The organism is Desulfobaculum bizertense DSM 18034 (assembly GCF_900167065.1).
Taxonomy (GTDB): Bacteria; Desulfobacterota; Desulfovibrionia; order Desulfovibrionales; family Desulfovibrionaceae; genus Desulfobaculum; species Desulfobaculum bizertense.
This window is the reverse complement of record NZ_FUYA01000006.1, coordinates 135,770-162,063: the sequence shown is the minus strand read 5'-3', so window position 1 is coordinate 162,063 and position 26,294 is coordinate 135,770. Positions and strand designations below refer to the sequence as shown.

The 26,294-nt window shown below is 55.5% G+C and carries 25 protein-coding genes; 13 read left to right on the top strand and 12 right to left on the bottom strand.

What is annotated here, in order from left to right; genetic code table 11:
* Positions 1-17: 17 nt before the first annotated feature.
* Positions 18-1,877 carry a LysM peptidoglycan-binding domain-containing protein gene (locus tag B5D23_RS10265; RefSeq protein ID WP_078685351.1) on the bottom strand — a complete coding sequence of 620 codons (1,860 nt, stop codon included), beginning with the start codon at positions 1,875-1,877 and terminating at the stop codon, positions 18-20.
* A 155-nt stretch (positions 1,878-2,032) separates the two neighbouring features.
* On the opposite strand from B5D23_RS10265, the gene B5D23_RS10260 reads away from it, so the two are divergent.
* The 11 genes from B5D23_RS10260 (at position 2,033) to B5D23_RS10210 (ending at position 10,721) form a co-directional block, all read left to right on the top strand.
* On the top strand, positions 2,033-2,806 hold the full coding sequence (locus B5D23_RS10260; protein ID WP_078685349.1) for a TrmH family RNA methyltransferase: 774 nt from the start codon (positions 2,033-2,035) through the stop codon (positions 2,804-2,806).
* Positions 2,807-3,163: 357 nt separating this feature from the next.
* Complete coding sequence (locus B5D23_RS10255; RefSeq protein WP_078685347.1) at positions 3,164-4,015, top strand: universal stress protein; 852 nt, start codon at positions 3,164-3,166, stop codon at positions 4,013-4,015.
* 42 nt (positions 4,016-4,057) lie between these two features.
* Entirely contained in the window at positions 4,058-5,521 is a 1,464-nt protein-coding gene (atpD, locus tag B5D23_RS10250; RefSeq protein WP_078685346.1) for a F0F1 ATP synthase subunit beta, read from the top strand.
* Entirely contained in the window at positions 5,518-5,916 is a 399-nt protein-coding gene (locus B5D23_RS10245) for a F0F1 ATP synthase subunit epsilon (RefSeq protein ID WP_233813344.1), read from the top strand. Before atpD ends, B5D23_RS10245 begins: the two co-directional genes overlap by 4 nt.
* Complete coding sequence (locus B5D23_RS10240) at positions 5,916-6,236, top strand: AtpZ/AtpI family protein (protein WP_078685345.1); 321 nt, start codon at positions 5,916-5,918, stop codon at positions 6,234-6,236. The genes B5D23_RS10245 and B5D23_RS10240 overlap by 1 nt, the downstream gene beginning before the upstream one ends.
* Positions 6,236-6,550: an ATP synthase subunit I gene (locus tag B5D23_RS10235; RefSeq protein WP_078685344.1), complete on the top strand. Its 315-nt coding sequence runs from the start codon at positions 6,236-6,238 to the stop codon at positions 6,548-6,550. The genes B5D23_RS10240 and B5D23_RS10235 overlap by 1 nt, the downstream gene beginning before the upstream one ends.
* Positions 6,534-7,250 (top strand): F0F1 ATP synthase subunit A, encoded by a 717-nt coding sequence (locus tag B5D23_RS10230; RefSeq protein WP_078685342.1) that lies wholly within the window; start codon positions 6,534-6,536, stop codon positions 7,248-7,250. Before B5D23_RS10235 ends, B5D23_RS10230 begins: the two co-directional genes overlap by 17 nt.
* Positions 7,251-7,259: 9 nt before the next feature.
* Entirely contained in the window at positions 7,260-7,538 is a 279-nt protein-coding gene (locus B5D23_RS10225; RefSeq protein WP_078685341.1) for a F0F1 ATP synthase subunit C, read from the top strand.
* A 57-nt stretch (positions 7,539-7,595) separates the two neighbouring features.
* A complete protein-coding gene (locus tag B5D23_RS10220) occupies positions 7,596-8,345 on the top strand; it encodes a F0F1 ATP synthase subunit B family protein (protein WP_159445977.1) in 750 nt (249 codons plus the stop codon).
* Positions 8,342-9,874: a F0F1 ATP synthase subunit alpha gene (locus tag B5D23_RS10215; RefSeq protein WP_078685339.1), complete on the top strand. Its 1,533-nt coding sequence runs from the start codon at positions 8,342-8,344 to the stop codon at positions 9,872-9,874. Before B5D23_RS10220 ends, B5D23_RS10215 begins: the two co-directional genes overlap by 4 nt.
* Positions 9,861-10,721, top strand: coding sequence for a F0F1 ATP synthase subunit gamma (locus B5D23_RS10210; RefSeq protein ID WP_159445976.1), 861 nt, complete (start codon positions 9,861-9,863; stop codon positions 10,719-10,721). Before B5D23_RS10215 ends, B5D23_RS10210 begins: the two co-directional genes overlap by 14 nt.
* 499 nt (positions 10,722-11,220) lie before the next feature.
* Here B5D23_RS10210 and B5D23_RS10200 read toward each other — a convergent pair whose 3' ends face one another.
* From B5D23_RS10200 to B5D23_RS10190, 3 genes are all read right to left on the bottom strand, one after another.
* On the bottom strand, positions 11,221-11,700 hold the full coding sequence (locus tag B5D23_RS10200; RefSeq protein ID WP_078685336.1) for a hypothetical protein: 480 nt from the start codon (positions 11,698-11,700) through the stop codon (positions 11,221-11,223).
* Positions 11,701-11,901: 201 nt separating this feature from the next.
* The gene (locus B5D23_RS10195) at positions 11,902-12,867 is read right to left on the bottom strand and encodes an ABC transporter ATP-binding protein (protein ID WP_078685335.1); all 966 of its coding nucleotides are present in this window, start codon (positions 12,865-12,867) and stop codon (positions 11,902-11,904) included.
* A gap of 93 nt (positions 12,868-12,960) precedes the next feature.
* On the bottom strand, positions 12,961-13,848 hold the full coding sequence (locus B5D23_RS10190; protein ID WP_078685334.1) for a metal ABC transporter solute-binding protein, Zn/Mn family: 888 nt from the start codon (positions 13,846-13,848) through the stop codon (positions 12,961-12,963).
* Positions 13,849-14,129: 281 nt separating this feature from the next.
* Between B5D23_RS10190 and B5D23_RS10185 the strand changes: the two genes are divergently transcribed.
* Together B5D23_RS10185 and mazG are read left to right on the top strand one after the other, a co-directional pair.
* Positions 14,130-14,834 carry a CvpA family protein gene (locus tag B5D23_RS10185; protein ID WP_078685333.1) on the top strand — a complete coding sequence of 235 codons (705 nt, stop codon included), beginning with the start codon at positions 14,130-14,132 and terminating at the stop codon, positions 14,832-14,834.
* Positions 14,827-15,669, top strand: coding sequence for a nucleoside triphosphate pyrophosphohydrolase (gene mazG, locus B5D23_RS10180; RefSeq protein ID WP_078685331.1), 843 nt, complete (start codon positions 14,827-14,829; stop codon positions 15,667-15,669). The genes B5D23_RS10185 and mazG overlap by 8 nt, the downstream gene beginning before the upstream one ends.
* A 58-nt stretch (positions 15,670-15,727) precedes the next feature.
* On the opposite strand, the gene B5D23_RS10175 is transcribed toward mazG, so the two are convergent.
* The 8 genes from B5D23_RS10175 to B5D23_RS10140 all read right to left on the bottom strand — a co-directional run bounded on the left by B5D23_RS10175 (position 15,728) and on the right by B5D23_RS10140 (position 26,229).
* Complete coding sequence (locus B5D23_RS10175; protein ID WP_078685330.1) at positions 15,728-16,354, bottom strand: biotin transporter BioY; 627 nt, start codon at positions 16,352-16,354, stop codon at positions 15,728-15,730.
* Entirely contained in the window at positions 16,351-17,322 is a 972-nt protein-coding gene (bioB, locus tag B5D23_RS10170; RefSeq protein WP_078685329.1) for a biotin synthase BioB, read from the bottom strand. The genes B5D23_RS10175 and bioB overlap by 4 nt, the downstream gene beginning before the upstream one ends.
* 119 nt (positions 17,323-17,441) lie before the next feature.
* On the bottom strand, positions 17,442-18,668 hold the full coding sequence (gene cbiE, locus B5D23_RS10165; protein WP_078685328.1) for a precorrin-6y C5,15-methyltransferase (decarboxylating) subunit CbiE: 1,227 nt from the start codon (positions 18,666-18,668) through the stop codon (positions 17,442-17,444).
* The gene (locus tag B5D23_RS10160; protein WP_078685327.1) at positions 18,665-19,771 is read right to left on the bottom strand and encodes a cobalt-precorrin-5B (C(1))-methyltransferase; all 1,107 of its coding nucleotides are present in this window, start codon (positions 19,769-19,771) and stop codon (positions 18,665-18,667) included. The genes cbiE and B5D23_RS10160 overlap by 4 nt, the downstream gene beginning before the upstream one ends.
* Positions 19,764-21,179 (bottom strand): cobyrinic acid a,c-diamide synthase CobB, encoded by a 1,416-nt coding sequence (locus B5D23_RS10155; RefSeq protein WP_078685326.1) that lies wholly within the window; start codon positions 21,177-21,179, stop codon positions 19,764-19,766. The genes B5D23_RS10160 and B5D23_RS10155 overlap by 8 nt, the downstream gene beginning before the upstream one ends.
* A gap of 225 nt (positions 21,180-21,404) precedes the next feature.
* On the bottom strand, positions 21,405-21,872 hold the full coding sequence (locus B5D23_RS10150; RefSeq protein WP_078685325.1) for a MarR family winged helix-turn-helix transcriptional regulator: 468 nt from the start codon (positions 21,870-21,872) through the stop codon (positions 21,405-21,407).
* Positions 21,873-21,928: 56 nt separating this feature from the next.
* The gene (locus tag B5D23_RS10145; protein ID WP_078685324.1) at positions 21,929-25,066 is read right to left on the bottom strand and encodes an efflux RND transporter permease subunit; all 3,138 of its coding nucleotides are present in this window, start codon (positions 25,064-25,066) and stop codon (positions 21,929-21,931) included.
* A complete protein-coding gene (locus B5D23_RS10140) occupies positions 25,063-26,229 on the bottom strand; it encodes an efflux RND transporter periplasmic adaptor subunit (protein ID WP_078685323.1) in 1,167 nt (388 codons plus the stop codon). The genes B5D23_RS10145 and B5D23_RS10140 overlap by 4 nt, the downstream gene beginning before the upstream one ends.
* Positions 26,230-26,294: the final 65 nt, after the last annotated feature.

Here is a 26,294-nt window from a genome sequence, read left to right as displayed (position 1 = left end):
CCCCAATAAAATTGCCCTTATTGATATAAGGTCAAGCTGTCACCGGGGCGAATATTGGTAGACGAGAGCTTGTTCCACGCCATGATTTTTTTAGTCGTGGTGTTGAATCGACGTGCGATGGCATAGAGTGTATCGCCACGGCGGACGCGATATTTTTTCTGAGCGGCTTTGGAAGAGGAAGCCGTGACAGAAGCGGAGCGTCCGGGGATGTAGAGAGACTTGCCGGGGCGAAGAGTAGCGCGCCGGGAGATGCCGTTTGCACGTGCGAGAGTCGCGACGGTGGTGTTGTGCTTGCGTGCGATGGTCCAGAGCGAGTCGCCACTCCTGATGGTGTAGTTGGAGCGGGACTGTGCGAGCTGCCGGGTGCGAGCTGCTGCGTTGGAGGACGGGATGTAAAGCCGCTGACCGACCTTGAGATGGGCGCGAACGGGGAGGTTGTTCGCACGGGCGAGGGCGCCAATGGAGAGACCGTTGCGCTTGGCGACGACCCAAAGGGTGTCACCTTTGCAGACGCGGTAGGAGCCATTGGAAGTAGCGCGAGAGGAGCGCTTGGAGCTGCGCTTGTTCTGCGCGACCATGCTCCGGGTGAGGCCTTTGCCGGGAACCTTCAAAGACTGACCGGGGCGTAGCAGGTTGGAACGGCGATGGTTGTACTTCTTGAGGACGGCAATAGAGACGCCAAAGCGGCGGGAAATGCGATACCATGAATCACCGCGACGAACGCGATAGAAGGCATAATAGCCTGTGTACTCGCGGAAGGACGAGCTGGCGAGATACTCCTGCGCCTTGGTGATTTTGTCCTGTGGCAGATAAATAGTGGAAGAACGCTCGGGGTGGGTACCGGCCTCAACGTAGGCGGGGTTCATGTCGCGGAAGGCTTTCCAGTCCATGCCGACGTTGGAGGCGAGGCGACGCAGGTCCGTCTTGGGTTTGGTCTCAAGGGCCTGTACGGTGACTTCGCGGTCCCAGTTGGGCTTTTCAAAACCGAGGGATTCAAGATTCCGCACGATTTTGATGACGGCCATAAACTTGGGAACATAGTTCCGGGTTTCTTTGGGGAGGTAATAGAGCCTGCGGCCGCGGCGCCAGCGATTTGAGCGTTTTTTGGAAAGGTCGAAATAATTGTCGCAGCCGGAGCTTTTGAGGGCGCGCATAATGCGGCCTTCGCCAGCGTTGTAGGCAGCGAGGGCGAGATACCAGTCGCCAAAATCGGAATACAGCTTGGTGAGATAGTCGGCAGCGGCGTGTGTTGACTTGTAGGGGTCATAGCGTTCGTCGAGCCACCAGCCAACGCTCAGGCCATACTTCTTGCCAGTGTAGGGCATGAACTGCCAAAGGCCTTTTGCTCCGGCGTGGGAGCCAGCTTTTGGGTTGAATCCGCTCTCGACAAATGGCAGGAAGGCGAGGTCGTGCGGGAGGCCGCGCTTGGCAAGCTCGGTCTGCACGTAGGGCATATATTTCTCGGAACGCTTGAGCCAGCGTTCAAAGCTCTTGCGTCCGCGGCGATCATGGGTGAAGAAGCGGAAGAACTGGAGCATTTCTTTGGTCTCGACAGAGTCGAGTTCAAAGCTGAGGTCTGGTTTAGTGCTCAGGGCCTGTTCTTCCTGAGGGGAGAGAGGCATTGCGTCTTTCTGGGCGAAGTTGGCGACCTCTTCTTCGTTGGGCTGCTCTGAGCCTTCGGCGCGTTCATCCGGGGTATCCGGCGGCGCATCTGCGGAGATGAGAGGAGTATCAGGAGCCTTCTGACCTGTGGTCACACAGGCGGAAAGAGAGAGCAGGGCACAGGCAGCCAGCATAAGGCATAAGAGGCTGAAAACCTTTGATGCCGTATGGCCGGAGATCTGTACGTCTGGAGCGGTGCTTGATATGTTTTTCATCGTTTGCAGAGATGGTTATGGTTTGTTTCAGTGTGCAGTTTACAAGAAAATCTAGAAAACGGCTAATGAAAGTCAAGAAAAATTGAAAACGCAATTGGGAAATAGTCCCGACACGCAATGCTATTTCAATTTTTCATCTGGGAGCAGGAAAGCGAATGCATAATAAAAAAGACATGCGGCAATCCACAAAGAGTGAAGAAAATATTGTTCCAGGGAGAAAGCCTGTTCTGGAGCTTTTGCGTAATAATCCTCAGAGTGTCGACCTTGTTTTGGTGCAGGAAGGCGCACATGGAAAAGAGCTTGGGGAGATTCTGGATTTGTGCCGCAGTTCCCGTGTTCGTTTTCGGCTTTCGTCGCGTACTGACTTGGCACGGCTTTTTTCTGGCAACACGCAGGGCGTTGTCGCCCGGGTCAGTGAGAGTCGTTTTATTGAGCTGGATGAGCTGCTGGCTCAGGCAATGGACGCGCCACTGCCACTTATTCTTGCGCTGGATCAGGTACAGGACCCTGGTAATATTGGAGCGATGGCACGTACACTTTTTGCACTTGGTGGCGCGGGACTGATTGTTCCGAAAGATCGCACAGCATACATGGGTGCTGCTGCAGTAAAGTCTTCTGCGGGTGCACTGACGCGGCTTCCTGTAGCAAAAGTTGTGAACTTGTCACGAGCACTGGATACCTGTGTTGACGCTGGTTGGCCAGTTTATGGCTCCATTGTAGACCCCAAGGGTGAGAACATGTACGCGCGCAGATTGTCAACTCCGGCAGTCCTTGTGATGGGCAATGAGGAGAAAGGAATCCGCCCCGGCGTCGCCAAAAGATGTTCGGAAAGACTGACAATTCCGCTCCAGAGGGATTTTGATTCTTTGAATGTTGCACAGGCTGCGGCGATAATTATGGGTGAATTTTTACGGCAGAAGCTTTTGTAGTCACAAGAAAAAATATTTTTTCTTGAAAAAATCACAAAAAATCTTTTGAAAAGAATTTCCCGTGCACTCCGGAAGAGGAATGCACGGGTTTTTTTATGCAGTATGATAAATAGGTAATGATGGAAAAGACTTGTGTACTTGGGAAAACTATACGATACAGGAGTAGAGGTCGGATCTCTGACGCAATGAGAATGACGTGTTAGCAGAGAAAAAATCTGCTATGTTGAATGATCGGATAAATTGTGTTCCCATTGAGGCGAAAAGAATACAACTTTTGGCCTTTGCCCAAGGCAAAAGAATCAAAAAGATTCAGTATCTTTCTGTGCATCAAAGACGCCATAACGCGGGGTGAGCATTATGAAACGGCATCTTCTTGTCACTGTGAGTGGAGAGAAAAGTAGTCTTCATGGTTTACGTTTCGTGCAGCAGTTTTTTCAGAATCACAAGGATGTTGAGCTAACGCTTTTGTATACCGCGCCACGTGCGGCAGACTGGGGACCGGGGACGGCTTCCGCAGCAGAGACGGCAGTGGGAGAAAAGGGGCAGCAGGCCCTGGAAGAGGCTCAGGAATTTTTGTGCAATCGGCATTTTTCCAAAGAACATGTTCACCTCAAGCTTTTGCCACGGCGCAATACTGCGGCGCTTGATATTCTGGAAGAAGGCGAGAGTGGGCTGTACGACGCCGTGGTTCTTGGGCGCCGGGGCCTCTCGCGGCTGGAAGAGCTGGTGGAAGATAGTGTGACTGGCGAAGCGTTGAGTCAAAAGACCGTGGCCCCACTGTGGATTTGCCGCTGGCCAGAAAAGCACCGCCAGCACGTGCTGCTTGGGCTTGACGGTTCAGAGGCGAGCTACAGAATGGCCGATCATGTGGGCTTTATGCTTGCAGATGAGCCTGAGCACCATGTGCGCATGATGCGGGTGATTTCTCCGGGCACATCGAGCCACAAGGATTCCGAAGAAATTTTTGAGCGTGCCGGAGAGATTTTGGCTTCCAATGGCGTTTTGCAAAATCGTCAGCACATCCTGGTGGTGGAGCGGGTGAACGTCTGGAAAGCCATTCTGGAAGAGGCAGAAACAGGAAAATACGCAGCTGTTGCTGTTGGGCGCACAGGCGTTGGCGGCGGCATGATAAAGAAAATTTTTGTTGGTGCGACGGCGGAAAACCTTGGGCGCAAGCTGAATGGTGCAGCGCTTTGGGTAAATTCCTGACCGTGATTTTGGGCCAAAGCCCGAAGAGAAGGAGAGCAGACTGTGGAACGCAGTGGAACAGAAGAACGTCGGGAAGAAACCCGTTTTGATGGTGTGGTCGATTCCGTCCGGGGAAGCGTTATTGATGTTGCGTTTGAGCAGGGTCTGCCTCCCATGCGGACCTTGCTATACACTGGCCCTGATGGGGCTTTTGTTCTGGAAGTTGCCGCACACCTGAACCGAAATCATGTGCGCTGCGTGGCGCTGACCTCGGTGGCCGGGCTTGCACGTGGTGAGGCTGTGACTGGCGAGGGAGAAACCTTGCAGGCCCCCGTGGGGGACGAGCTTCTGGGCCGGGTTTTCAACGTCTTTGGCAATCCCATTGACGGCAAGGATGCCCCGGATTTGTCGCGCAAGCCTGTGTACTCAGAGCCTGCTCCTCTGGCCGAGCGTGTTGCTGGTGAAGAATTCTTTTCGACAGGCATCAAGGCCATTGACCTTTTGGCTCCGCTGGAGCGAGGCGGCAAGGCTGGCATGTTTGGTGGTGCTGGCGTGGGCAAGACCGTTGTCATCACCGAGCTGATTCACAACATGGCAGGCCACCACAAGGGTGTGAGTATCTTTTGTGGCATTGGCGAACGCTGCCGCGAAGGTGAAGAGCTGTACCGGGACATGAAAGACTCCGGAGTCATGGACTCCACAGTCATGGTCTTTGGGCAGATGAATGAACCTCCGGGAGCGCGTTTCCGCGTTGCCCTGCCTGCGCTGACAATGGCCGAGCATTTCCGCGATGAAGACGGGCGCGACGTGCTGCTACTGGTGGATAATGTTTTCCGTTTCATTCAGGCCGGTATGGAACTGTCTGGACTGATGGGGCGGCTTCCGTCGCGCCTTGGCTACCAGCCCACAATGGCAACGGAGCTTGCCGAGCTGGAAGAACGTATTTCCAGCTCAAAACGGGCGGCCATTACCTCCATTCAGGCCGTGTATGTGCCTGCGGACGATTTGACTGACCCGTCGGCCGTGCACACCTTTGCGCACCTTTCTGCAAGCATTGTTTTGTCCAGAAAGCGGGCCGGAGAGGGCCTGTATCCGGCCGTGGACCCCTTGCAGTCCACATCCAGAATGCTGTCTGCGGCCATCGTAGGGCAAAAGCACTACGATGTTGCCCGTGAGGTTCAGCGGACGCTGGCGTCCTATGAAGAACTCAAGGACATCATTGCCATGCTCGGACTGGAAGAGCTGTCACGCGAAGACCGGAACACGGTGTATCGCGCCCGGCGCATTGAGCGTTTTTTGACCCAGCCATTTTTCACCACCATGCACTTTACGGGTAAGGAAGGCCGGATGGTGACCGCAGAGCAGACCGTCGAGGGCTGCGAGCGTATCCTGAACGACGACTTTTCTGATGTCCCGGAGTCCGCGCTTTACATGGTGGGCAGCATTGATGACGTCGAAGGCGGCAAGACTCGCCACGCTGTCCCGGATGAGATTGGCGAAAGCGAGACCGCAAAGGACGAGGCATGATGCAGTTTGAGCTGATTTTGCCGCTGGAGCGTTTTCTGGAGGTAGAAGCTGAAAAGATTGTCGCCAGAAGTGCGATGGGAGGCTTTTGTCTTCGGCCCCGGCATATCGACATGAGTTCGGCGCTGGTGCCGGGCATCCTTTCGTGGTGGCCACCGGGAGGCGAAGAGCAGTTTGTCGCGGTGAACGGCGGCATTCTGGTCAAGGTCGGTGAGCGCGTTCAGGTGGCGTCGCGCCATGCTGTTACTGGCGAGCTCGGGCAGCTCAAGGACGCTGTGAAGCAGATGCTGGAGGAGCAGGACGACCTTGAGCGTTCGGCACGAACAGCGCTTGCACGGCTGGAAGCCCGTTTTGTGCGCGGAGTTCTGGATTTTGGTTCTCTTCAGGAGGGTGGCTGATGCCAAAGCGTTTTGAAGAGCGTGTCGCACGGGAAGAGGAACGTCGGCTGCACGGGCGGCGGGACAACCGGCCAGAGCTGCTGCGAGGTCTCGGCATGTTTGGGCTTGTGGGCTGGGCCGTTGCGGTTCCGCTTTTGGCTGGCGCATTTCTGGGCCTCTGGATTGACCTGACGCATCCGGGCACCCGTTCGTGGACTTTGATGCTTCTTGTACTGGGCCTCGTGATTGGCTGCATGAATGCGGCCTACTGGGTTGGTCGTGAGCGCAAGGCGATTTTGCGCGACAAGGAAAACAGGGAAAAGCCAAGGCAGGAGGAATAATGCAGCAGGGTCTGGATTTGAATACGCTTTTTGTCGCCACCATGTGGGGCGCATTTCTGGGCGTGCTGTACTTTGGTGGCCTGTGGATGAGTCTCAGGACGACGCCGGGGCGCAGTCATCCCAGGCGAAGCTATTTTTTGCAGTATCTGCTACGTCTTGCCGTTGCGCTTGCGGGCTTTTGGCTGGCCATGCAGCACGGCCCTGCCGCGCTTGTGTGCTCGGTGATTGGGTTTATCGCCATGCGGGTTCTCATGGTGCGGCACCTTGGCCTGCGACCGGGAGAGCGAGGAGGGCAGCATGGACATCAGTCCTGACTGGATTGTCTATTATCAGTACGGCCCGTTCGTCATAAACAAGACCATTGTGCTGACGTGGCTGGTCATGGGCATACTCGTGTGTGGTTCATGGCTGGTGACGCGCAGGCTGGTGCGCCCGCAGGACCTGACGCCAGAGGAGCTGGCCAGTGGCAAGCGTATTCCGCGCGGGCAGACGGTACTGGAGAGCATTGTGGTGGAGTCGGCCAAGCAGATTGATGATGTGATGCAGGTTTCTGCGCGGGGTTTGCTCCCGTTTTTGGGAACCCTGTTTCTCTACATCCTTGTGAGCAATCTTCTTGGAGCGGTACCGGGCTTTGATTCTCCGACGGGTTCGCTGTCCACCACGGTCGCGCTTTCCCTTTGCGTTTTTATCATGGTCCCGGCCTACGGTATATTTCGTGGCGGCATCAGAACCTACCTCAAGGTCTATGTGCAGCCCTCCCCGTTTATGCTTCCACTCAATATTTTTTCTGAGCTGTCCCGGACAATGGCGCTTGCCGTTCGTCTTTTTGGCAACATCATGAGCGGGCGGGTCATGGGCATGATTCTGCTCATTATTGCCCCGCTTTTTGTTCCGGTTGTCATGCAGCTTCTGGGACTGCTTATTGGCGTTGTACAGGCGTATATTTTTGCAGTGCTGGCTGCCGTATACATTGCGGCGGGCATCGAAACAGATCAGCAACACATGAATGAATAGGAGAACAGCATGGACAGTCTGACCCTTATTGCTGCGGCGTCCATTATCGCTTCTGGTTTTGCCATTGGCCTTGGTGCCATTGGTCCCGGCATTGGCGAAGGTCATGCCCTTGGCCGCGCTCTGAACTCTCTGGCTCAGCAGCCAGATGAGGCCAGCACCATCACCCGGACTCTGTTTGTCGGTCTGGCAATGGTCGAATCAACCGCCATTTATGCATTTGTTGTGACCATGATTCTGCTTTTTGCGAATCCGTACTGGAATTACTTTGTGGACAAGCTTGGTGGCTAGCACGCGCTTTCCACGCCTGCACAGAGCGGTGTGGAGTGCAGCATTCGGAGGTACGACGTGCTCATAGACTGGTTTACTGTCGGAGCGCAGATTCTCAACTTTCTGATTCTTGTCTGGCTGCTCAAGCGCTATCTCTATGGTCCTATCCTCAAGGCTGTGGATCAGCGGGAGCAGGCTGTTCGCGATCGTATGCGTGAGGCTGAGGAGGCTCGAAAAGAGGCTCAAAAGCAGCAGGCCGCATTGGTTCAGGAGCGGCAGGACTTGCGCGATGAGCGGCAGGCGCTCCTCCAGCAGGTGCGAAACGACGTGGAGCGCTGGCGGGAAAACGCAACGGAGCAGGTCCGCGAGGAAGTTGATGCCCGGCGTCAGCGCTGGCTCGAAGCACTCGCGGGAGAGCAGAAAGAACTGGAGCGCAATGTGTCTGAGCGTGTGGCGCGCGAAGTTCTGGAGCTGTCTCGGCGTGTTTTGCACGACCTTGGTGGTGCGGACTTTGAGCAGCGCATGATTGCTGCGTTTTTTCAGAAGGTCGACGAGGCAGAGCTTGTGCAGGTTGGCCCGGTGGTGACCGTTTTTACGGGCGCGGACCCCAGCAGTGCATTTTGCGAAAAGCTCGAAGCAGAGCTGAAAGCTCGTTTTCCTGAACTCACGCAGTGCACATTTGAGACTCTGCCGGAACTGGGTTTTGGCCTGCGGCTGGAAGGTGAAGACCGGCGCATTGAATGGACTTTGGCCGGGTATCTTGATGGCCTGGAAGAGCGGGTAATGAGCGTTCTTTCGCGCCCAGAGCACAAGGAGGGCACAGCGTGAACTCTGCTGGTCGTGAACTTGATGCAGCCCTTGAGCGCGGCGCAGATGCCGTGAACAAGGCGCTTGATGAATACAGTTTTGAGGCTCCGGCGCAGGAAGTCGGGCGAGTCATTAGTGTTGGTGAGGGCATTGCCTTTGCCGAAGGACTCCCCGGTGTTGGCTCTGGCGAGCTGGTGACGCTTGGCGGCCGTGTCTCTGCCCTGACCATGGACATTCTCCCGGACCGTATTGGTCTGGTGCTGCTGGACCCCCCACAGGGCTTGGCTGCCGGTGAGGATGCCGTGCGCACAGAGCGTGTTTTGGATGTGCCTGTTGGTCCATCCATTATTGGGCGTGTCCTCGACCCCCTAGGTCGTCCCCTCGATGGCGGTGGGCCTGTTGATGCGGCGACCCGCTGGCCCATTGAACGCGAAGCCGCGCCGATCATGCACCGCGACCCTGTTGATGCGCCTCTCGAAACCGGTATGACGGTTGTTGATGCGCTCATCCCTGTTGGCCGTGGGCAGCGTGAGCTGATTCTGGGAGACAGGCAGACTGGAAAAACGTCTGTGGCTGTGTCCACCATCCTGAATCAGCAGGGCAAGGACTGCCTCTGCATTTACTGCGCGACCGGGCAGCGAAGTGCCAGCGTTGCGCAGGTTGTGGAGACGCTTCGGGCCAATGGTGCGATGGAGTACACCACGGTGGTCGTGGCCGAAGGTGGCGATCAACCCGGTCTGATTTATGCCGCGCCCTACGCTGCTGCGAGCATGGCGGAATATCTCATGGAGCAGGGGCGTGATGTCTTGGTGGTCTATGATGACCTGACTCGTCACGCCATTGCCTATCGTCAGATTTCACTGCTCCTTCGGCGGCCTCCGGGGCGTGAGGCGTTCCCCGGTGACATTTTTTATCTGCATTCCCGCCTTTTGGAGCGGGCAACGCATTTGCGTGAGGCATATGGTGGCGGTTCCGTGACTGCGCTTCCGGTCATTGAAACCGAGGCCCAGAACATGGCTGCCTACATTCCTACAAACCTGATTTCTATTACTGATGGGCAGATTTATGTGAACCCCGATCTCTTCCGCAAAGGGCAGCTTCCTGCTGTTGATGTTGGGCGTTCTGTCTCGCGTGTGGGTGGACGTGCGCAGCATTCCGGCTATCGCAAAGTGGCTGCGGATCTCCGGCTTTCCTATTCCCAGTTTCAGGAGCTGGAAGCCTTTGCCCGTTTCGGTACCCGGCTCGATGACTCCACCCGTGCGACCCTTGAGCATGGGCGGCGAGTGCGTGAGGTCTTTAAGCAGGGGCGGTATGAGCGCATTCCCGCTGCGTGGCAGGTCGCTCTTCTCTATGCCGTGACGCAAGGGTATCTCGACGTCACCCCGCTCGAAGAACTCAGTGCTGCGCGGCAGCAGATTTATGACTTCATTGCTGCCGACTCTGCTCTTGAAGCCCGTCTTCTCGCCGCAGACAAGGACGACCTCATCTGGAACGATCTCGACAGGGAGTTTCAGGCAATGTTTGGTGAGGTGGGTCATGCTGACGCTTGAAGGCCTTGAGAAGCGCATTGGAACAGCAGGAAGTCTGCTCTCCGTTGTCACTTCCATGAAGAATCTCGCCGCCGTCAACATGCGGCAGTTTGAAAAGGCCGTTGAGTCGCTCTCTGCCTACGACAGCGTCACGCAGCAGGGATGGGCCGCGCTTCTTCGCAATGGCGGTCTTCGGACGACGCATCTCACTGGTGCGCACATTGTCCTCGCCGTGGGTACGGATCAGGGCTTATGCGGCGCGTTTAACGAGCTTGTCAGCGAGCACGTTCTTTCCTTTATTGATGCGCAGGACGTCCCCCCTGTGATTTTTGTCAGCGGAGAACGGCTTGCTGGTGCCCTAGAAGATGCCCGGCTTTCCCTGTCTGGGCGTATTCCTCAGCCTGCCGGGCTTCCCGGTATCGCCGGAACCGCAATGGCCGCCGTGCGTGGTTTGCCCGTTAAGCCTGCGCCCTTGACCGTTGTCTACAATCGCCCTGCCTCTGGCGGCGGCTTTGAGTGTCGGGTGCGGCAGGTGCTCCCCCTTAATCGCGACTGGGCTGAGTCACTCGGTGAAAAACCTTGGCCCCGGCGCAATCTCCCCATGATTGGCGTGCCCAAGCGCGACATGTTTTCCGCACTCTTTCGACAGCATCTCTTTATTTCCCTCTATCGCGCCTTTGGCCACTCCATGGCTGCCGAGAATGCCGCGCGTCTCGCCGCGATGCAGCGCGCCGAGAAGAACATCGAAGAAATGCGCGACGAACTCGCTGCGCAGTTCCGCGAGCTTCGGCAGAACATGATTACTGCCGAACTCCTCGAAGTCGCCAGCGGCTTCGAAGCCCTCGGCGGTGACACTGACGTGGTGTAGCCGGTGGGGGAAGATGGTTGGGTGAGGGCTGGATGGGTAGGTGGAAAGATTGGGGGCCAGCACCAGCGCGTTAGCGCTGGATGGGTGGGTGGGGGAAAGTTGGGGGCCTGCCCCCAAACCCCCGCGTAAGGGAATGATTCCCTTACGTATCCTCATCGAGTTTGAATTCCATCCACGCTTCGCGTGAATGAAATTCAAACTTGGGTGAGAATGGCGTAAAGAGCTTCTTTCTCTTCTGCGAGTTCGCCACCATTTTCTTTTTGAACGCTTGCGTTCAAGAAGAAAATAAGTGCGGTTTGGAAAAGGCAGAAGAACACGCGTTAGGGAAACGCCCACTAGGCCAAAATTTAAGGGCCGGATGTACGGGAAAGCCAACGGCTTTCACACATCCGGCCCTTAAATTTTGGGCGATAGCGGGATTCCCAAGGGCCTCGTCCTTGGGCGGGGTCAAGGGGCAGCGCCCCTTGCAGGGCACGAGACGGAGTCTCGTACCCCCGATTTATTGAGGCTGAGTAGAATCGACGTCAGTGAGTCGCGTGAGATAGTCTTTTACTTCGTCGGAGTTTTTCCAGGCGTTGAAGTGGTCGAGCCACTGCTCAAAGCTCATGGTTTCTTCGTCGAGCATTTCTTCGTGGGCATGCATCCAGAGTCCGAAGATGTACATTTCGAGCTTGAGTTCTTTGGAGTCAAAGGCTTTCTGGACGAGTCCGGAGGGGTACTTGGTCCCGTCATAGGCGCTTGCGACGGTTGCGCAGACCTCGGCGCAGGAGCGCTGATAGTCGATAAGGGCGCCGTCATAATGCTCTGCGAGGTTCACCATGTCGGGATACTTGGCGGTGATGTCCTCAAGGGTTTCCTTGGGAATGGAAATCTTGACGGCTTCGCCTTCTTCGCCGGAGCAGAAATAAAAACGCAGCCAGTTTTCGAATTTCATGACGTTAGAAACATCGGCTGCTGCATGTATAAGTTCGCTGGCCATCTTTGCCTCCATTCTAGTCAGGGATTACGTTGTGCAAGGTTTCACAAAGTAGGCACCAGGGGCAATTCCGTCAAGCCCTGTGAACCGGGGAAATGGAAAGAAGGGTGAGGAAAAAAGTAAAAAAAGCGCGCGAAAAAGAAAAAAATAAAAAAGGCCCCTTCGGGGCCTTTGGACTGACGCTGATTCCACGGAAAGTATTCTCTAATACAAATGACAGGATACACTGTGACCTGGAGAAATTTCTTTCCAGCCGGGATGCTCTTCTTTGCAAATGGGAAGAGCCTTGGGGCAACGCGGATGAAAGGGACACCCTGAGGGGAGTAAAAAGGGGCTGGGTAATTCTCCACCAAGATGCAGAGCAAAACGATTCGCTTTTGGGTCCGGGATGGGAATCGCTTTGAGAAGTGCCTGCGTGTAGGGATGAAGGGGCCTGTCGTATAGCTCTTGCGCGGGAGATAACTCCATAAGCTGTCCAAAATACATGACGGCAATGCGGGTACTCATGGCGCGAATAACCGCGAGATCGTGAGAAATAAAAACATAGGTTAATCCTAGACGTTCCTGAAGATCGCGAAGCAGGTTGATAACCTGTGCCTGAATGGAAACGTCGAGGGCCGAAACGGCTTCATCACAAATAATGCAGGCAGGACGAGGAGCGAGAGCGCGGGCAATGGCAATGCGCTGGCGCTGGCCGCCCGAAAATTCGTGCGGATACCGTGTGGCATGCTCTGGACGTAGCCCAACCAGAGCGAGAAGCTTTTGAACCCTTTCGGCACGCTCCGCGCGAGGCATGCCCTGAACGGTGAGCGCTTCCGCAATGGTACTCTGAACGCGACGGCGCGGATTCAGAGAAGAGAAGGGGTCCTGAAAAATCATCTGAATTTTGTGCGGCAGAGCATCTATGAAACGTGGGTCCTGTGACCAAAGACTTTGTCCTTCAAGATAAATATTGCCAGAGCTTGGCGCTTCGAGCCGCATGAGGAGCCGGGCAAGAGTGGATTTGCCACAGCCAGATTCTCCAACAAGACCGAGAGTCTCGCCACGCATGATGTCGAGGGAGATACCATTGAGGGCGTGAACAGCGGAGCGGTTGAGACCGAGCAAACCGGAAGACATTTCATAAGTCCGGGTCAGGTCCCTGATTTGCAGATATGGCGAAGAACTCATGCGATCTCTCTTGTGAAGGTGTTTTGCGGCAATGCGTGGGGGAGTGCCCCGGCAAAGCACGCAGTGTGCAAAGACCGGGGCAAAAACGCAAGCCTAGCGCAGGGCCTTGTGAAAGGCGCGCCCCACGGTTTGCATGTTGGCGAACCAGTCGCGGGCAAGCGGGTCAGCGGGGACGACCTTGCCGTCAATGCCGGAGGCAATGGCTGCGGCACTTCGCTGGGCAAACTGTGGCTGCACAAAAACAACCTTGATGCCGTGCTCTTTGGCAAGACGAATCAGGCGGGCAAGATCTTTTGGTGAAGGCTCGCGCCCCTGCTGCTCAACGGGAATCTGAGTCAGACCATAGGCATTTGCAAAGTATCCCCATGAGGGGTGGAAAACCATGAATGCTCGTTTTTTTTCTGGAATTTCAGCAAAGAGTTCGGTGAATTCAGCGTCGAGCGCATCAATTTTTTTGCAGAAAAGCGTGAAGTTTTTGTGATAGCGTTCTGCATTGGCTGGATCTGCCTTGCTCAGGGCTTCAAGAATGTTCTGGGCAATGATGCGAACATTTTTTGGGGAAAGCCAGACATGCGGGTCAAGCGTTTCATGGTGTCCCTCGTGGGCGGTGTGATGCCCTTCGACATGGTGATGATGTCCTTCGATGGGCAGCTTGTGTATGCCTGCACTCACGTCCACGATCGTGAGGTTTTTGGCTGCATCATGAAAGCGCGGAAGCCATGCTTTTTCAAAGGGAACGCCAATGGCGAAATAGAGTTGGGCCGTGCTGAGCTGTGCCATTTGGCTGGGCTTTGGTTCATAATGATGCGGGTCCGCACCGGGGGGGACCATAACTGTGACCTTGGCGTGAATACCGGCTATTTCCTCCACAAACTGCTGCTGTGGAAGAATGCTGACTGCGACGTTCAGCTCGGCACGGGCTGGAGCTGCGAGCAGGGCGACAGCAAAGAGCGCTGCGAATATGCGAAACATGGCGTGCATGGTGTCTCCTTTTTCTGAAAGATGAGGGAAAAGCTGGTTCTGGTTTGTATACCATTTTTTATGGAATTCAACATGTGGCGCAGTGCGTGGCAAAACTGGAAATATGCAGAAACGGGCTGCATTGCCCGAGGCTGGTGCAGGCTTGTACTATTCACCTTTTTTAGGGCTTCTGATACGAGAATGAGAGCAGTTGCGGCATTGGGCCGCAAGCGTGCTTTGTCTTGGAACACAAAAGTCCGTCATCGGGCTGTTTTGGCCCCTCTGGCAGGAGAAAACGTCTTATGTTCAATGCACTGGACATCGTTTTTGCCGTTATTGGCGTGTATTATGTTATCCGCGGAGTATTTCGCGGCTTTATGCGAGAAGTCCTGTCTATGCTGGGACTTTTGTTTGCATACTGGCTGGCCAATGCGCATGGCGAGGCACTGGTTCCGTATTTTTCCCAGTGGATAAAGAGTCCTGGAATTCTGTCGTTTTTGTCTTACCTGTCAGTTTTTGTTGGTGCGGTGATTGGTGTTGGCATTTTGGCGTGGCTCGTGGTGAAGGTCTTTCGGATTCGCCCTGTGCCGCTTTTGGATATCCCCGGTGGTGGACTGGCTGGGCTGTTTAAGGCTGGCGTGTTCTGCTGCGTTATTTTGGTGGGTATCAACTCCTACCTGCCCGATTACAAGGGGCTTCAGGATTCCAAAATTGCGCCATACCTTGAGCCGGGCGTTGAGGCCCTGCAATATTTTACGCCGGACCGGATGCGGAATTTTGACCCGACAGACCTCCAGATACGTCTTGATGAGCAGCGAAAGGCTGCGCTGGAGGATTTTTTGAACGGGACCAAGGACGAAGCGCGGGAGCTTCAGGAAGAAGCACAAAATTTTGATGCGCGTTCGGAGTTTGGAGACGCAAAAAACAGTCTCAGCGAACGCAGCAAAAAATGGTTCGCAAACGTGAAGGCCTTTTTAGACAAGGCCAGAGAGGATGGGAATGGCTAACAGCACGAATGAACAGGGAGGTGCAGAGGCAAGCGCCGATGCACTGAAAGAACTGGACCGCGTTACAGACGCTCTGCTTGGTGAGGGCGGTTGCCCGTGGGATATTGAGCAGACTCCGTGGACCATGACGGATTACATTCTGGAAGAGGCTTTTGAACTGGTGGAAGCCATTCGGGCCGATGCTCCTGAGCATTCTACTGAGGAGAGCCGCTCCGAAGTCATGGAAGAGCTTGGAGACGTGGCTTTTCTACTCCAGTTTGTTGCCAAGAAGTACAGTCAGGCAGAACATTTTTCCTTGGCAGACAGCCTGAAATACGCTGCTGCGAAAATGGTTCGCCGCCATCCTCACGTTTTTGGTGATCTGCATCTCAATTCCGAAGATGAGCTGCTGTCCAACTGGGAAAAGATCAAGCGCGCAGAGCGAAGCGAAGATGGCGAAGCCCCCAAGCGGGTTTTTGCCTCGCTGCCAAAGGGCCTTCCCCCGATGCTCAAGGCGTATCGCATCAATTCCAAGGCTGCTCGTGCGGGCTTTACCTGGGACAGTGACGATGCTCAGGAAGCACATCTGCAAAGTGAATGGCAGGAGTGGAAAGAGGCAGAAGCCTCTGGCGATGAGGAAAAGATGCAGGAAGAATTTGGCGATTACCTGTTCTCACTTGTTGAGTACGGTCGTCGCAGAGGTCTCAAGGCCAGCATGGCACTTGGTGACGCCAACGTAAAATTCCTCCGTCGCTTCAATCACATTGAAGATGTGGCGCGGGAAAAGGGGCAGGACATCACCGAGCTGTCGCTTGATGAGATGAATGCACTCTGGGATGAGACAAAAAAGAAATAAAGACGTTCCAGAGACTGCACGTCCTGTGTCTTTGCGACGCAGAAAAACGAGGCCAGAGCTATTTGCTCTGGCCTTTTTTGTGGATGAAAACAAAGCTCTGGTGCCAGTCTTCTGGCTCGCGGGAGGTTGCCACGCGAAAAAAGCCAAGCTGGTGCATGGCTTGCGAGACACACAGGGCGGCAACGAGTTTGCATAGCTCCGGAAAGAGATACGGCAGGAGAAGCTGGCGAATCAGGCCAAGATAGCTGTAGCCTTCCATGCGGGCAAACTGCCATGCGCCAATGCTGTGCATGGCGATGAGTCCGAGCAGGCCATAAAAAAGGCCAAGGGTCCATTCTGGGCCGTGGTGGTGGCGGGCGGCAAGGCCGCACATCAGGGCCAGCGGCAAAAGGCCCACAAGGTAGCCGCCAGTGGGGCCGGAAAGGCAGGCAGAGCCTGCGGGAGCCATGGTGAAGACTGCGAGGCCAAGGGCACCGCTAAAGAGATAGAAGCCAACGCTGGTCAGGGCTGGGGCTGCGCCAAGAGAAAAGCCCGCAAGCATTACAAAGAAGCTTTGCAGGGTCAGCGGGATGGGAAACTGCTGATAATGAAGCACAGCTCCAACAGCAATGCACGCCGCAAATATGGCAGACCATATCAGGCGGTGCAGCTGTTCCAGACTTTCGAGACCAGCGGGCGTGCTCATGCCTGTTCCGGACTCAGGCCAAGAGCAAGAATATCTTTGAGGTCCGCATCTGTCTCATTGCCTTTTGTTGTGAGGTAGTCACCGATCATGAGACCGCTGGCACCACAGAGCAGGGGGCGTACCCGGTCCTTGCCAAAGACGGCAGGGCGGCCGCCGCAAATGCGGATGTGTTTTTCTGGGAGCATGAAGCGAAGCAGGGCAATGATTTTGCAGGCTTCTTCCGCGCTCATGATGGGGCGCGTTTGCATGGGGGTGCCGGGAATGGGGCTGAGGAAGTTGACGGGCACGGACTGAACCTTGAGTTCCGCAAGGGTGCGGGCCAGTTCCGCGCGCTGTTCCCAGCTTTCGCCAAGACCAAAGAGTCCGCCGCTGCACACGTAGAGACCCGCGTCGACTGCTGCGCGAACAGTGTTCACATCGTCGTCGTAGCTGTGCGTGGTGCAGATCTGCGGGAAAAAGCTTCGGGATGTCTCAAGGTTATGGTGATAGGCGCAAAGACCGGCATCCTTGAGGGCGCTGACGCGTTCTGGGGTCAAAAGCCCTACACTGGCATCGGCCAAAAGGCCCATCGCGCGGATTTTTCCAATGACGGAGAGGAGTTTGGCAAAGTCGGCGTCAGTGAGTCCCTTGCCGCTGGTGACAACGGCAAAGCGGGCAGCACCGGCCTCTTTCATGGCTTTGGCGGCGGTCAGAATCTGCTCTTCATCAAGAAAGGCATACTTGGGGCTGCTGGTCTGGTAATGCCCGGACTGGGCACAGAATGCACAGTCTTCGGAGCATGTTCCGCTTTTGGCGTTGATAATGGAACAGAGGCTGACTGTTTTTCCAAAGAAATGCTCCCGAATGCGGCTGGCCTGAGCACACAGCTCTTCCACACTATCGCCCTTTGCGTGAGCAATCATTAGAATATCTTTATCCGTGATGTCCGCTCCGTTGAGCACGGCATCAGCGAGTCTGGAAAACGTCATGGTTTTGGTCGTCCTTTCCGCTATGTCACTGAAAAAACAGCACAGGGCGCGCTTGTGGCGTTTTGCCCTGTGCCATGTGGAGTCTTCTTGTATACTTTATGTCCACAGGAGACAAACAGTTATCTGCTGTGTGGCTTCTGCGCAGAGAAAATGAACACTGGATTGAGTCCAACGAGACGCAAATCTCCTGCAAGAGGGGACGATTCCGAGGCCTGCATCATGGTGATGGAGCATTCCCAGCCCAGTTCTTCACAGTATTTTCTGCCCTGATGCAGTGAGTCGAGCAAAATCGTATGGATGACAAGGCGGCCACCGGGTCTGAGTCGTGATGTCACGCAGTCCATGAGTTCGCCATTATCACCACCAAGACCACCACCCATGAAAATACGGTCAGGATCTGGAAGTTCGTCCAGCCCATCCGGGGCAGTGCCGTGCGTCAGCTCAACAGAGAACGCACCCATGCGCCGGATGTTGTCTCGAATCATGGGAATGCGCCGGGCATTCTTTTCTATGGCGTAGACGCGCCCCGCGCCAAGCAGAAGCGAGGCTTCAAGGCCAACAGAGCCGCAGCCCGCGCCAAGGTCCCACATGACCTGCCCCGGCCTCAGCTGAAGTGCTCCAAGACCGGCGGCGCGAATGGGGGACTTGGTAATCAGCCCTTTTTCATGCACAAAGCTCTCGTCTGGGGTGCCAACAGTCAGCTGGACTTCTGGCTCTTTGACCTTTTCGATGATGACGATGTTTTTGGCATGGAAACTTGTCTGGCTGGCCTGCTCAAGGCTGTGGTGTGAAACGTTTTCCTGTGGGCCGCCAAGGTCTTCCAGCACCCACATTTCGTGCATGTCCGGGCACTTTTCTGCAATGCGGTGGGCAATGGCCGATGGAATGTTGTGTTTGTCCGTGAGCACTGCAACGTATTTTTCGTTGCGCAGGCGGGAAAAGAGTGGGCTGTAGTCGTCACGGCCGTGCAGGGAGACACAGGGAATGCCCTGCCACGGGATGCGAAGCTGCGCTGCCGCGCGCTGGAGCGAGGAAATACCGGGGTAGATCTGCACCATATCTGGGCCAAAGCGTTCTATGAGCGGGGCACCAATGCTGTAGAACAGCGGGTCGCCGTCAGCAAGAACCACCACGGTTTTGTTTTGGTGCAGCGCGTCTTCCAGCTGTTCATAGACTTTTTCCAGTGGCGCAGTAATGGCGATTTTTTCTGCTGGATGCTCGCTGTAGAGGTCGTCCAGAAGCAGTCTGCCGGAGCAGAGTACCTGCGCGTGGTGCACAATGTCCTGTGCTTCGCTGGAAAGGCTGGCAGGGTTCTGTCCAAGCCCGACTAGGTGGATGCTGTTCATGCGTTGTCCTCCGCAGAAAGGGCACAAAGCAGGGTGCCGTCAAAGTCATAAACCCGATAGGACAGGGAAACGCCCGGTCCTGCAAAGTCCTGGGCAACGCTGAGTGCCCGGCGGGTGATGCTGGCTAGAATTTTGGGCAGTGCTGGCTGGCCGTGGAGCAGCTCCAGGGCATGGCGGGCAGTGTTGGCCGCCTTGAGTTCGGCGTGGAGCTTTTCCGGGATGCCGTGCTCTGCGCACCAGTCTGCCAGCAGGGAAAAATCAATGCGGTTGTCTTTGGCGTGCGTGTAGGGGAAGCCTTGCGCCATTTTGACCAGCTTACCAAAAAAGCAGCCCACGACAATCTCTGTAAAACCGTGTTCGGCCGCTGACCTGAGCGCAAAGGAATAGAAATCTGCGATCTGGACGCTGGCGAGTTCCGGAATATCTGGGCGGTCCTTAAGAAGCAGACGCTCAGTACGGCCTCCAGTGCTCAGGGCGACAGTGGTGTGCCCCTGATGTTTGGCCACGTTCAGACCTTCGGCAATGCTTGCCTCGTAGGACTCGTGGCTAAAGGGTTTGACTGTTCCTCTGGTGCCAAGGATGGAAATACCACCGACAATCCCAAGGCGGGGGTTCATGGTATGTTTGGCGATTTCTTCGCCTTCGGGAACCTCAACCGTGACAGAGAGTCCAACGTGGGTCTGGTGGACGCTGAGGACTTCTTTGAGTCCTTCCCGCAGCTGTTCACGAGGTGCCGGGTTAATGGCTGGGTCACCGGGGGGGACGGGAAGCCCGGGCAGGGTCACGCGCCCAACGCCCTGACCGCCTTTCAGAGAAATTTCATCTTCCTGCGCCGGGAGCAGCTCAACCACCGCGTGGATTTCTGCCTTGTGCGTTGCGTCGGGGTCATCTCCGCCGTCTTTGATAACGCAGGCCCGGGCCGAAAGCTTTCCTTCTGGCCGCACCCAGTGGATGGGAATGGTGATTCTGCCTGCGCGTGGGGTGGGAATCTCTATGGCCGTAAGCGTGTCGTTGGTCATGAGAAAATGCAGGGCCGCCATTGCTGCGGCCGTGGCCGAGCTTCCGGTGGTGTAGCCCTCACGCAGTTTTTTTTTCTTAGCCATGAACAGAGTCCTTGTTCTCCTGCGCAGCTTTCCAGTTCGAGCAGCAGCGCACAAAAGCGGCTGCGCATTCCGGGTTCGACGCAAAGTGCAGGTGGATGTACGAGGCAAGGGTGTTGCGGACCACAAAGCCCTCTTCTCCAGAGCGGGGACCCTTGCGGTCACTGACTTCATAGATGCCGTGCGTGCCCTCTTTGAGCCGGGGGGCTGAATAATGAAATTCATGGCCTCTGGCAGTGGTGCCTGCCGGACCAATGGGGCTGTCCTGCCGGGTACGGATACCCCGGTAGCCAAGCGCACGGAAACGCTTTTCCATTGTGGCCTCAAAAGGGAAAATTCCGGTCATCTCGGAACGCTGTCCCTCGGCGTCACAAATGCCCTGCATGGTGAGCATAAATCCCCCGCATTCAGCATAAATGGGTCCATCTGCATGGGAAAATTGAGCGATGGCCTGACGAATGGACTGGTTCTTTTCAAGCTCTGGGGCAAAGAGTTCCGGGTAGCCGCCGCCAAGGTAAAGGCCGTGGATATTTTCGGGCAGCGCGCTGTCCGTGAGAGGAGAAAAGGGCACCAGCTCTGCTCCCGCCTCTTCGAGCAGTCGCAGGTTGTCGTGGTAGTAGAAGCAAAAAGCGCGGTCCCGTGCAACGCCGATGCGAACTGCTGCGGTCCGCTTGGGCTGTGTGCTGTCCTGCTGCGTTTCACCACCGCAGTGCGGAAGTTCTGCAAGCAGCGTCTCAAGGTCCATGCCTTTTTCGACCCATGCGGCAAGGGCATTCTGCCTGTCGGCGCTCATGGTGCTGTCGTCGGCCATGTGCAGGCCAAGGTGACGGGAAGGAAGGCTCAGGTCTTCGCTGCGGCGGAGCACTCCCCGCACCGGTGGCAGGGGGGCAAGGTGTGCGGGAGCCTTGCGGATGGCTTCCTCGAGAATGGATGCGTGGTTGTCGCTGCCAACCCGGTTCAGGGCAATGCCTGCAAAGTTGAGCTGTGGGTCAAAGCCCGTGTATCCGGCCACAAGGGCGGCCGCAGAGCGGGCCATAGAGCGGGCATCAACGACCAGCAGCACGGAGGCGCCAAGCCATTTGGCAATCTGGGCGGTGCTTCCGTCATCTTCGCTGGCACTTCGGCCATCAAAAAGCCCCATCACGCCCTCAACAACCGCAATATCTGCATCCTGTGTGGCGCGTTCAAAGCAGTGCCTGACGCTTTTCTGGTCCATCATCCAGCCATCAAGGTTGTGGCTGGGGCGGCCTGTGACTGCGGCATGGTGACCGGGGTCAATGAAGTCTGGGCCGCACTTAAAGGCCTGTACCGTCAGTCCTCGGCGGACAAGCGCCGCAAGCAGCCCAAGGGTGACTGTGGTCTTTCCGCAGCCACTGTGCGTGCCTGCAACAACAATTGTGGGTATTGGCATCAAATGAATCCGTTTGTCTGAATACTGGTTACTGGCCGGATGTATAGCCTAACATGACGGGACCGAAAAGGCTTTGGAGGGCAAGAAAAAAGCCCCGGGAGTTCCGGGGCTAAAAAAGCGCCTGCAATGTCCAAGGATTGTGGGGGTTGAACACCGCAGGGCGGCGGGAAAGAGGGACTAAAGGGAATGGTGTGGGGGTGTGTCGGTCTCTTTCCCAAATTTCTTTTATGTCGAAGTGCTGTTCAGCTCGTGCAGACGGTCTCTCAGTGTGATGAGTACAGAGAGGGTCGTCATCAGATCTTTGCTAGGAATATCTTTGGTAATACAGTCCTTGATGCCCTGCGCAATATTGATGAACTGGTCCAGAAATGCGTACGCTTTTTCCTGAATCTCAATCATTTTGACTCTGCGGTCTGTGGGGCAGACCTTGCGCTTGACCCAGCCGTCCTGCTCCAGCCTGTCCAGCAGGCGAACAAGCGTTGGGCCTTCAACACCAATGGCTTCGGCCAGTTCTTTTTGCGAGGTCGGGCCAAAGTCGTGCAGGCAGATAAGGGCTATCCAGCGGGCACCACTCATTCCGAGTGGTTTCATCTTTTCATCAAGCAGAGAGCGCCATGACTTGGCAACATCAGCGACAGCATAGCCAAGATTTAAAGGCGCATCTTCTAAAGGTTCTACTTTCCCTTTGCCCATAAACGCTCCTTTCCGAGAGAAAGTCCGGGCAGAACACCGCTCTGCCCGGATGTTTTTTATTGTTCGTCTTTACGCCTGTTTTTGACCTTCTTGCTGATTCCTCGGGATTTCTCCGTGAGGCTTGCAACGGTCATGTAGAACGCAGGAATAAAGAATGTTGCAATGAATGTTGCGGCCAGCATGCCGCCAATAACACCAGTACCGATGGAATGTCTGCTGGCTGCACCAGCACCGTGGCTTGTGGCCAGAGGCATACAACCGAGAATGAAGGCCAGAGAGGTCATGACGATTGGGCGGAAGCGCAGTCGTGCGGCTTCTGCTGCGGCGTGCATGATGTCTTTGCCTTCGCGGTGAATCATTGCTGCGAACTCAACGATAAGAATGGCGTTTTTACACGAAAGACCAATCAGGGTGACCAGTGCAATCTGGAAGTAGACGTCATTTGACAAACCTCTGAGGAAGTTCGCAGAAATGGCGCCAAAGAGTGCAAAGGGAACCACCATGATAACTGCAAATGGCAGGCTCCAGCGTTCATACTGGGCAGCCAGAATCAGGAAGACCATAAGCAGGGCCAGAAGCAGAACCTGAGCGGAGGTGCCGCCAGTGGCTTTTTCCTGATAGGCCGAACCCGTCCATGACAGCGTATAGCTTTCTGGCAGGTATTTGTGGGCCAGCTCTTCCATGACTTCGAGAGCCTGACCAGAGCTGTATCCGGGGGCCGGAGAACCCATGACCTTTGCGGCCGGGAACACGTTGAAGCGTTCCAGAACGTCTGGGCCTGTTTCCTGACGGATGTTTACCAGAGCGGTCAGCGGAATCATTTTGCCGTTCTCGGAACGGACGTAGACGTTTTTCAGGTCGTCTGGAGTCTTACGGTATTCGCCTTCGGACTGGAGCTGTACGCGGAAGGTACGGCCCAGTTTGTTGAAGTCGTTCACGTAGTAGGCGCCAAAGGTGGACTGCATGGTCTCAAAGACACGGTTGACCGGAACGCCAAGGCTTTTGGCCTTTTCGCGGTCGAGCTCGACGTGAATCTGAGGAGCGTTGGCACTGAATGTCGTACGAACAGCAGTCAGCTCTGGGCGCTTGTTTGCTTCGGCAGCAAAGGCCTGAACCTTGCGTGCCATTTCACGGGGATCATCACCGGCGCGGTTCTGGACGTAGCCTTCAAAACCACCCGTGTTGGACATGCCACTGATGGGCGGCGGGTTAAAGGCCATTACCAGTGCGTCGGTAAAGCCGTATCCGTAGCCAAAGATATTTCCTACAACCGCATTGGAACTCTGCGATTCGTCACGCTTGTCCCAGTCCGTGAGGTTCAGGAAGATTGTTGAAGAGTTTGTTTTTGGAGAACCAGAGAAGAGGTCAAAGCCAGAGATTTCAATGGTATCCTGAATGGCTGGGTTATCCAGCATCATCTTGGAGACCTTGTCTGTGACGGCCTGTGTTCTGGAGAGTGAAGCTCCATCCGGCAGGAATGCTGCCGAAATGATGTAGCCTTGGTCTTCTTCTGGAACCAGAGAGCCGGGAACGTGCTGGAAGAGCATCCACGTTGCACCGCAAAGCAGGGCAAAGATGGAAACACCAAGCGCTGTGCGTTTCAGGATGAAGCGAACGCCTGCTGTGTAGCGGGCCGTAATCCGGTCAAAGAAGCTGTTGAACCAGCGAAGTGGTGCAATGGGGGCCTTGCGTTCCTGCTTGAGGAGCAGGGAGCAGAGTGCCGGGGTCAGGGTCAGTGCGACAATACCAGACAGAATAACTGAAACCGCGATGGTAACAGCAAACTGTTTGTACATTTCACCAGCCAGACCACCCATGAATGCGACTGGGATAAATACCGAGCAGAGCACCAGAACAATGGCGATAACCGGACCGGTTACTTCTTCCATTGCCTTGACTGTCGCGTCGTGAGGATTCAGCCCCTCGGTCTCCATGATACGTTCGACGTTCTCAATAACAACAATAGCATCGTCAACAACGATACCAATGGCCAGAACCAGACCAAACAGGGTCAGGGTGTTGACCGAGAAGCCAAGAATATACATGCCTGCGAAGGTACCAATAATGGATACCGGGACCGCAAGACATGGAATGACTGTGGCGCGCCAGTTCTGGAGGAAGATAAAGATGATGATAAAAACAAGGGCCATTGCTTCGAACAGCGTGTGCACAACCTCGTTGACCGAAATTCGAATGAATTCCGTGGTATCAAACGGGATTTTGTACTCAATGCCATCCGGGAAGCGCTTGCTGATTTCTTCCATCTTGGCAGACACGCGGTCTGCGGTATCAAGGGCGTTAGCGCCCGGAGCAAGGTAAACACCAATGGCAATAGAATCATTGCCGTTATGTTTACTGACAACGCTGTAGCTGTATGCACCAAGCTCGACACGGGCGACGTCCTTAAGACGCAGCATCGTGCCGTCGGGGTTGGCGCGGAGGATGATGTTGCCGAATTCATTTTCGTCAGCGAGTCGGCCCTGTGTGGTGACTGTGTAGGTCAGTTCCACGGGGTCACCCAAAGGCTCAAGGCCAATACCACCAGCAGCGAACTGGGCGTTCTGCTCGCGAATGGCGTTGGCGATGTCGCTTGGCGTCAGCTTGAGCTGGGCAAGCTTGTCCGGACGAATCCAGACACGCATGGAGTAGTCGTGATCGCCAAAGATCATGGCATCACCAACACCCTCAACACGCTTGAGGTCGTCAAGGACGTTAATCAGGGCGTAGTTGCCCATGTACACGGAGTCATAACGGCCATCAGACTCAATATTCACAACCTCGAGCATACTGGGTGAACGTTTTTTGACGGTCACACCCTGCTGGCGAACTTCGGCAGGAAGACCTGCCAGAGCTGCCTGAACGCGGTTGTTGACGTTAATGGTGGCCTGGTCGGGGTCCGTGCCAAGTTTAAAGGTGATACTCATGCTCAGCGCGCCACTGCCAGAACTGGAAGACTGGAGGTAGAGCATATTGTCAACGCCGTTGATTTCCTGCTCAAGTGGAGCTGCTACCGTTTTGGCGATAACGTCAGCACTTGCGCCGGGGTACACGGTGGAGACATTGACTTCTGGCGGAACAAGTTCCGGATACTGAGCAACTGGCAGTACCCTGATTGCCAGCAGGCCTGCCAGCGTAATCAGGATAGAGATGACAGTCGCAAAGATTGGACGGTCAATAAAAAAGCGTGAAATCACTTCCCGGCCTCCGGAGCATTGGAGGTTTCACCTGCAATTTTGACAACGGTGCCGGGGCGGACCTTGATGACGCCTTCGCTAATGATGCGTTCGCCATCTTCGAGGCCGGAGTTCACAACAAATTCTTTTCCAACACTGTCACCAAGCACAACCGGGCGCGGGGTGGCTGTGTTTTTTTCATCCAGCACGTACACAATCGGGCCGGACTGGGTGAAGAGCACGGCGCGCTGGGGCACGGCCAGCGTGTTGATGAACTTGGAGCCATCCATCAGCACGCGGACAAACTGGCCGGGAAGAACAATCTTGTCCGGGTTGTCGAACTGCGCACGGGTGCGGATGGAGCCTGTCAGCGGGTCGACCTGCTGGTCAGCAAAGTTGATGTGGCCTGCGAGTTTGTAGTTTGAACCATCACTCAGGCGGATATGTACTTCGTATTCCTTGGGCAAAAAGAGTTTGCCCTCAGCCTGAAGCTTGCGGAAGCGCATGGCTTCGGTGCCGGGAACGGAGAAGTTGACGTAAACCGGGTTGAGCTGGGTGATGGTGGTCAGCAGGCTTCCCGCAGCATCGGTGCTCACAAGGCTTCCCTCGGAGCGGGTTTCCTGACTGGTGATGCCGGTGATTGGTGCGCGGACTTCGGTGTAGCCGAGGTTAATCTCAGCTTCGCGAACCGTGGCTTTTGCGGCCAGAACGTCGGCTTCACCGGTACGGTATGCGGTCAGAGCCTGATCCCGTTCCTGGGTGCTGACGACGCCGTCCTTGTAAAGTTTGAGAGTCCTGTCGCGATCCAGCTTGCGCTGGGAAAAAGCGGCCTCAGCCTTTGCGAGCTGACCACGGGCCTGACCAAGGGCAGCCCGGAATGGCTCGGGATCAAGAGTGAAGAGCAGGTCGCCTTTTTTGACAAGGCTTCCTTCTACATATTTTCTGGTGAGCAGAATGCCGCCAACGCGAGCGCGAACTTCAACTTCGCGCGAACCTGCGGCCTGTCCAATGTACTCAAGGGTGAGCGGAACGTCTGCTCGAGTAATTGTCTGGGCCTTGACCAGCGGCGGCGGTGGCGTTTTTTGTGCACTTTTGGAGGCTTCACTGTCTGTGCAGCCAGCCAGAAATGCTGCCATGACGAGGGCAAGCCCAAGAAGCAGCAGAGAGCGTTTTGTTTTCTCCATGTGTCCTATCTCCATATTCTCTTCTATAGATAGTCTATAAATAGTTAGCATACTATTTATTAGAG

Bases quoted from the DNA above. Each gene is read 5' to 3' on its own strand.
- B5D23_RS10265 (WP_078685351.1), bottom strand. From the start codon at position 1,877: ATGAAAAACATATCAAGCACCGCTCCAGACGTACAGATCTCCGGCCAT.
- B5D23_RS10260 (WP_078685349.1), top strand. From the start codon at position 2,033: ATGCATAATAAAAAAGACATGCGGCAATCCACAAAGAGTGAAGAAAAT.
- B5D23_RS10255 (WP_078685347.1), top strand. From the start codon at position 3,164: ATGAAACGGCATCTTCTTGTCACTGTGAGTGGAGAGAAAAGTAGTCTT.
- B5D23_RS10245 (WP_233813344.1), top strand. From the start codon at position 5,518: ATGATGCAGTTTGAGCTGATTTTGCCGCTGGAGCGTTTTCTGGAGGTA.
- B5D23_RS10240 (WP_078685345.1), top strand. From the start codon at position 5,916: ATGCCAAAGCGTTTTGAAGAGCGTGTCGCACGGGAAGAGGAACGTCGG.
- B5D23_RS10235 (WP_078685344.1), top strand. From the start codon at position 6,236: ATGCAGCAGGGTCTGGATTTGAATACGCTTTTTGTCGCCACCATGTGG.
- B5D23_RS10230 (WP_078685342.1), top strand. From the start codon at position 6,534: ATGGACATCAGTCCTGACTGGATTGTCTATTATCAGTACGGCCCGTTC.
- B5D23_RS10225 (WP_078685341.1), top strand. From the start codon at position 7,260: ATGGACAGTCTGACCCTTATTGCTGCGGCGTCCATTATCGCTTCTGGT.
- B5D23_RS10210 (WP_159445976.1), top strand. From the start codon at position 9,861: ATGCTGACGCTTGAAGGCCTTGAGAAGCGCATTGGAACAGCAGGAAGT.
- B5D23_RS10200 (WP_078685336.1), bottom strand. From the start codon at position 11,700: ATGGCCAGCGAACTTATACATGCAGCAGCCGATGTTTCTAACGTCATG.
- B5D23_RS10195 (WP_078685335.1), bottom strand. From the start codon at position 12,867: ATGAGTTCTTCGCCATATCTGCAAATCAGGGACCTGACCCGGACTTAT.
- B5D23_RS10190 (WP_078685334.1), bottom strand. From the start codon at position 13,848: ATGCACGCCATGTTTCGCATATTCGCAGCGCTCTTTGCTGTCGCCCTG.
- B5D23_RS10185 (WP_078685333.1), top strand. From the start codon at position 14,130: ATGTTCAATGCACTGGACATCGTTTTTGCCGTTATTGGCGTGTATTAT.
- mazG (WP_078685331.1), top strand. From the start codon at position 14,827: ATGGCTAACAGCACGAATGAACAGGGAGGTGCAGAGGCAAGCGCCGAT.
- B5D23_RS10175 (WP_078685330.1), bottom strand. From the start codon at position 16,354: ATGAGCACGCCCGCTGGTCTCGAAAGTCTGGAACAGCTGCACCGCCTG.
- bioB (WP_078685329.1), bottom strand. From the start codon at position 17,322: ATGACGTTTTCCAGACTCGCTGATGCCGTGCTCAACGGAGCGGACATC.
- cbiE (WP_078685328.1), bottom strand. From the start codon at position 18,668: ATGAACAGCATCCACCTAGTCGGGCTTGGACAGAACCCTGCCAGCCTT.
- B5D23_RS10160 (WP_078685327.1), bottom strand. From the start codon at position 19,771: ATGGCTAAGAAAAAAAAACTGCGTGAGGGCTACACCACCGGAAGCTCG.
- B5D23_RS10155 (WP_078685326.1), bottom strand. From the start codon at position 21,179: ATGCCAATACCCACAATTGTTGTTGCAGGCACGCACAGTGGCTGCGGA.
- B5D23_RS10150 (WP_078685325.1), bottom strand. From the start codon at position 21,872: ATGGGCAAAGGGAAAGTAGAACCTTTAGAAGATGCGCCTTTAAATCTT.
- B5D23_RS10140 (WP_078685323.1), bottom strand. From the start codon at position 26,229: ATGGAGAAAACAAAACGCTCTCTGCTGCTTCTTGGGCTTGCCCTCGTC.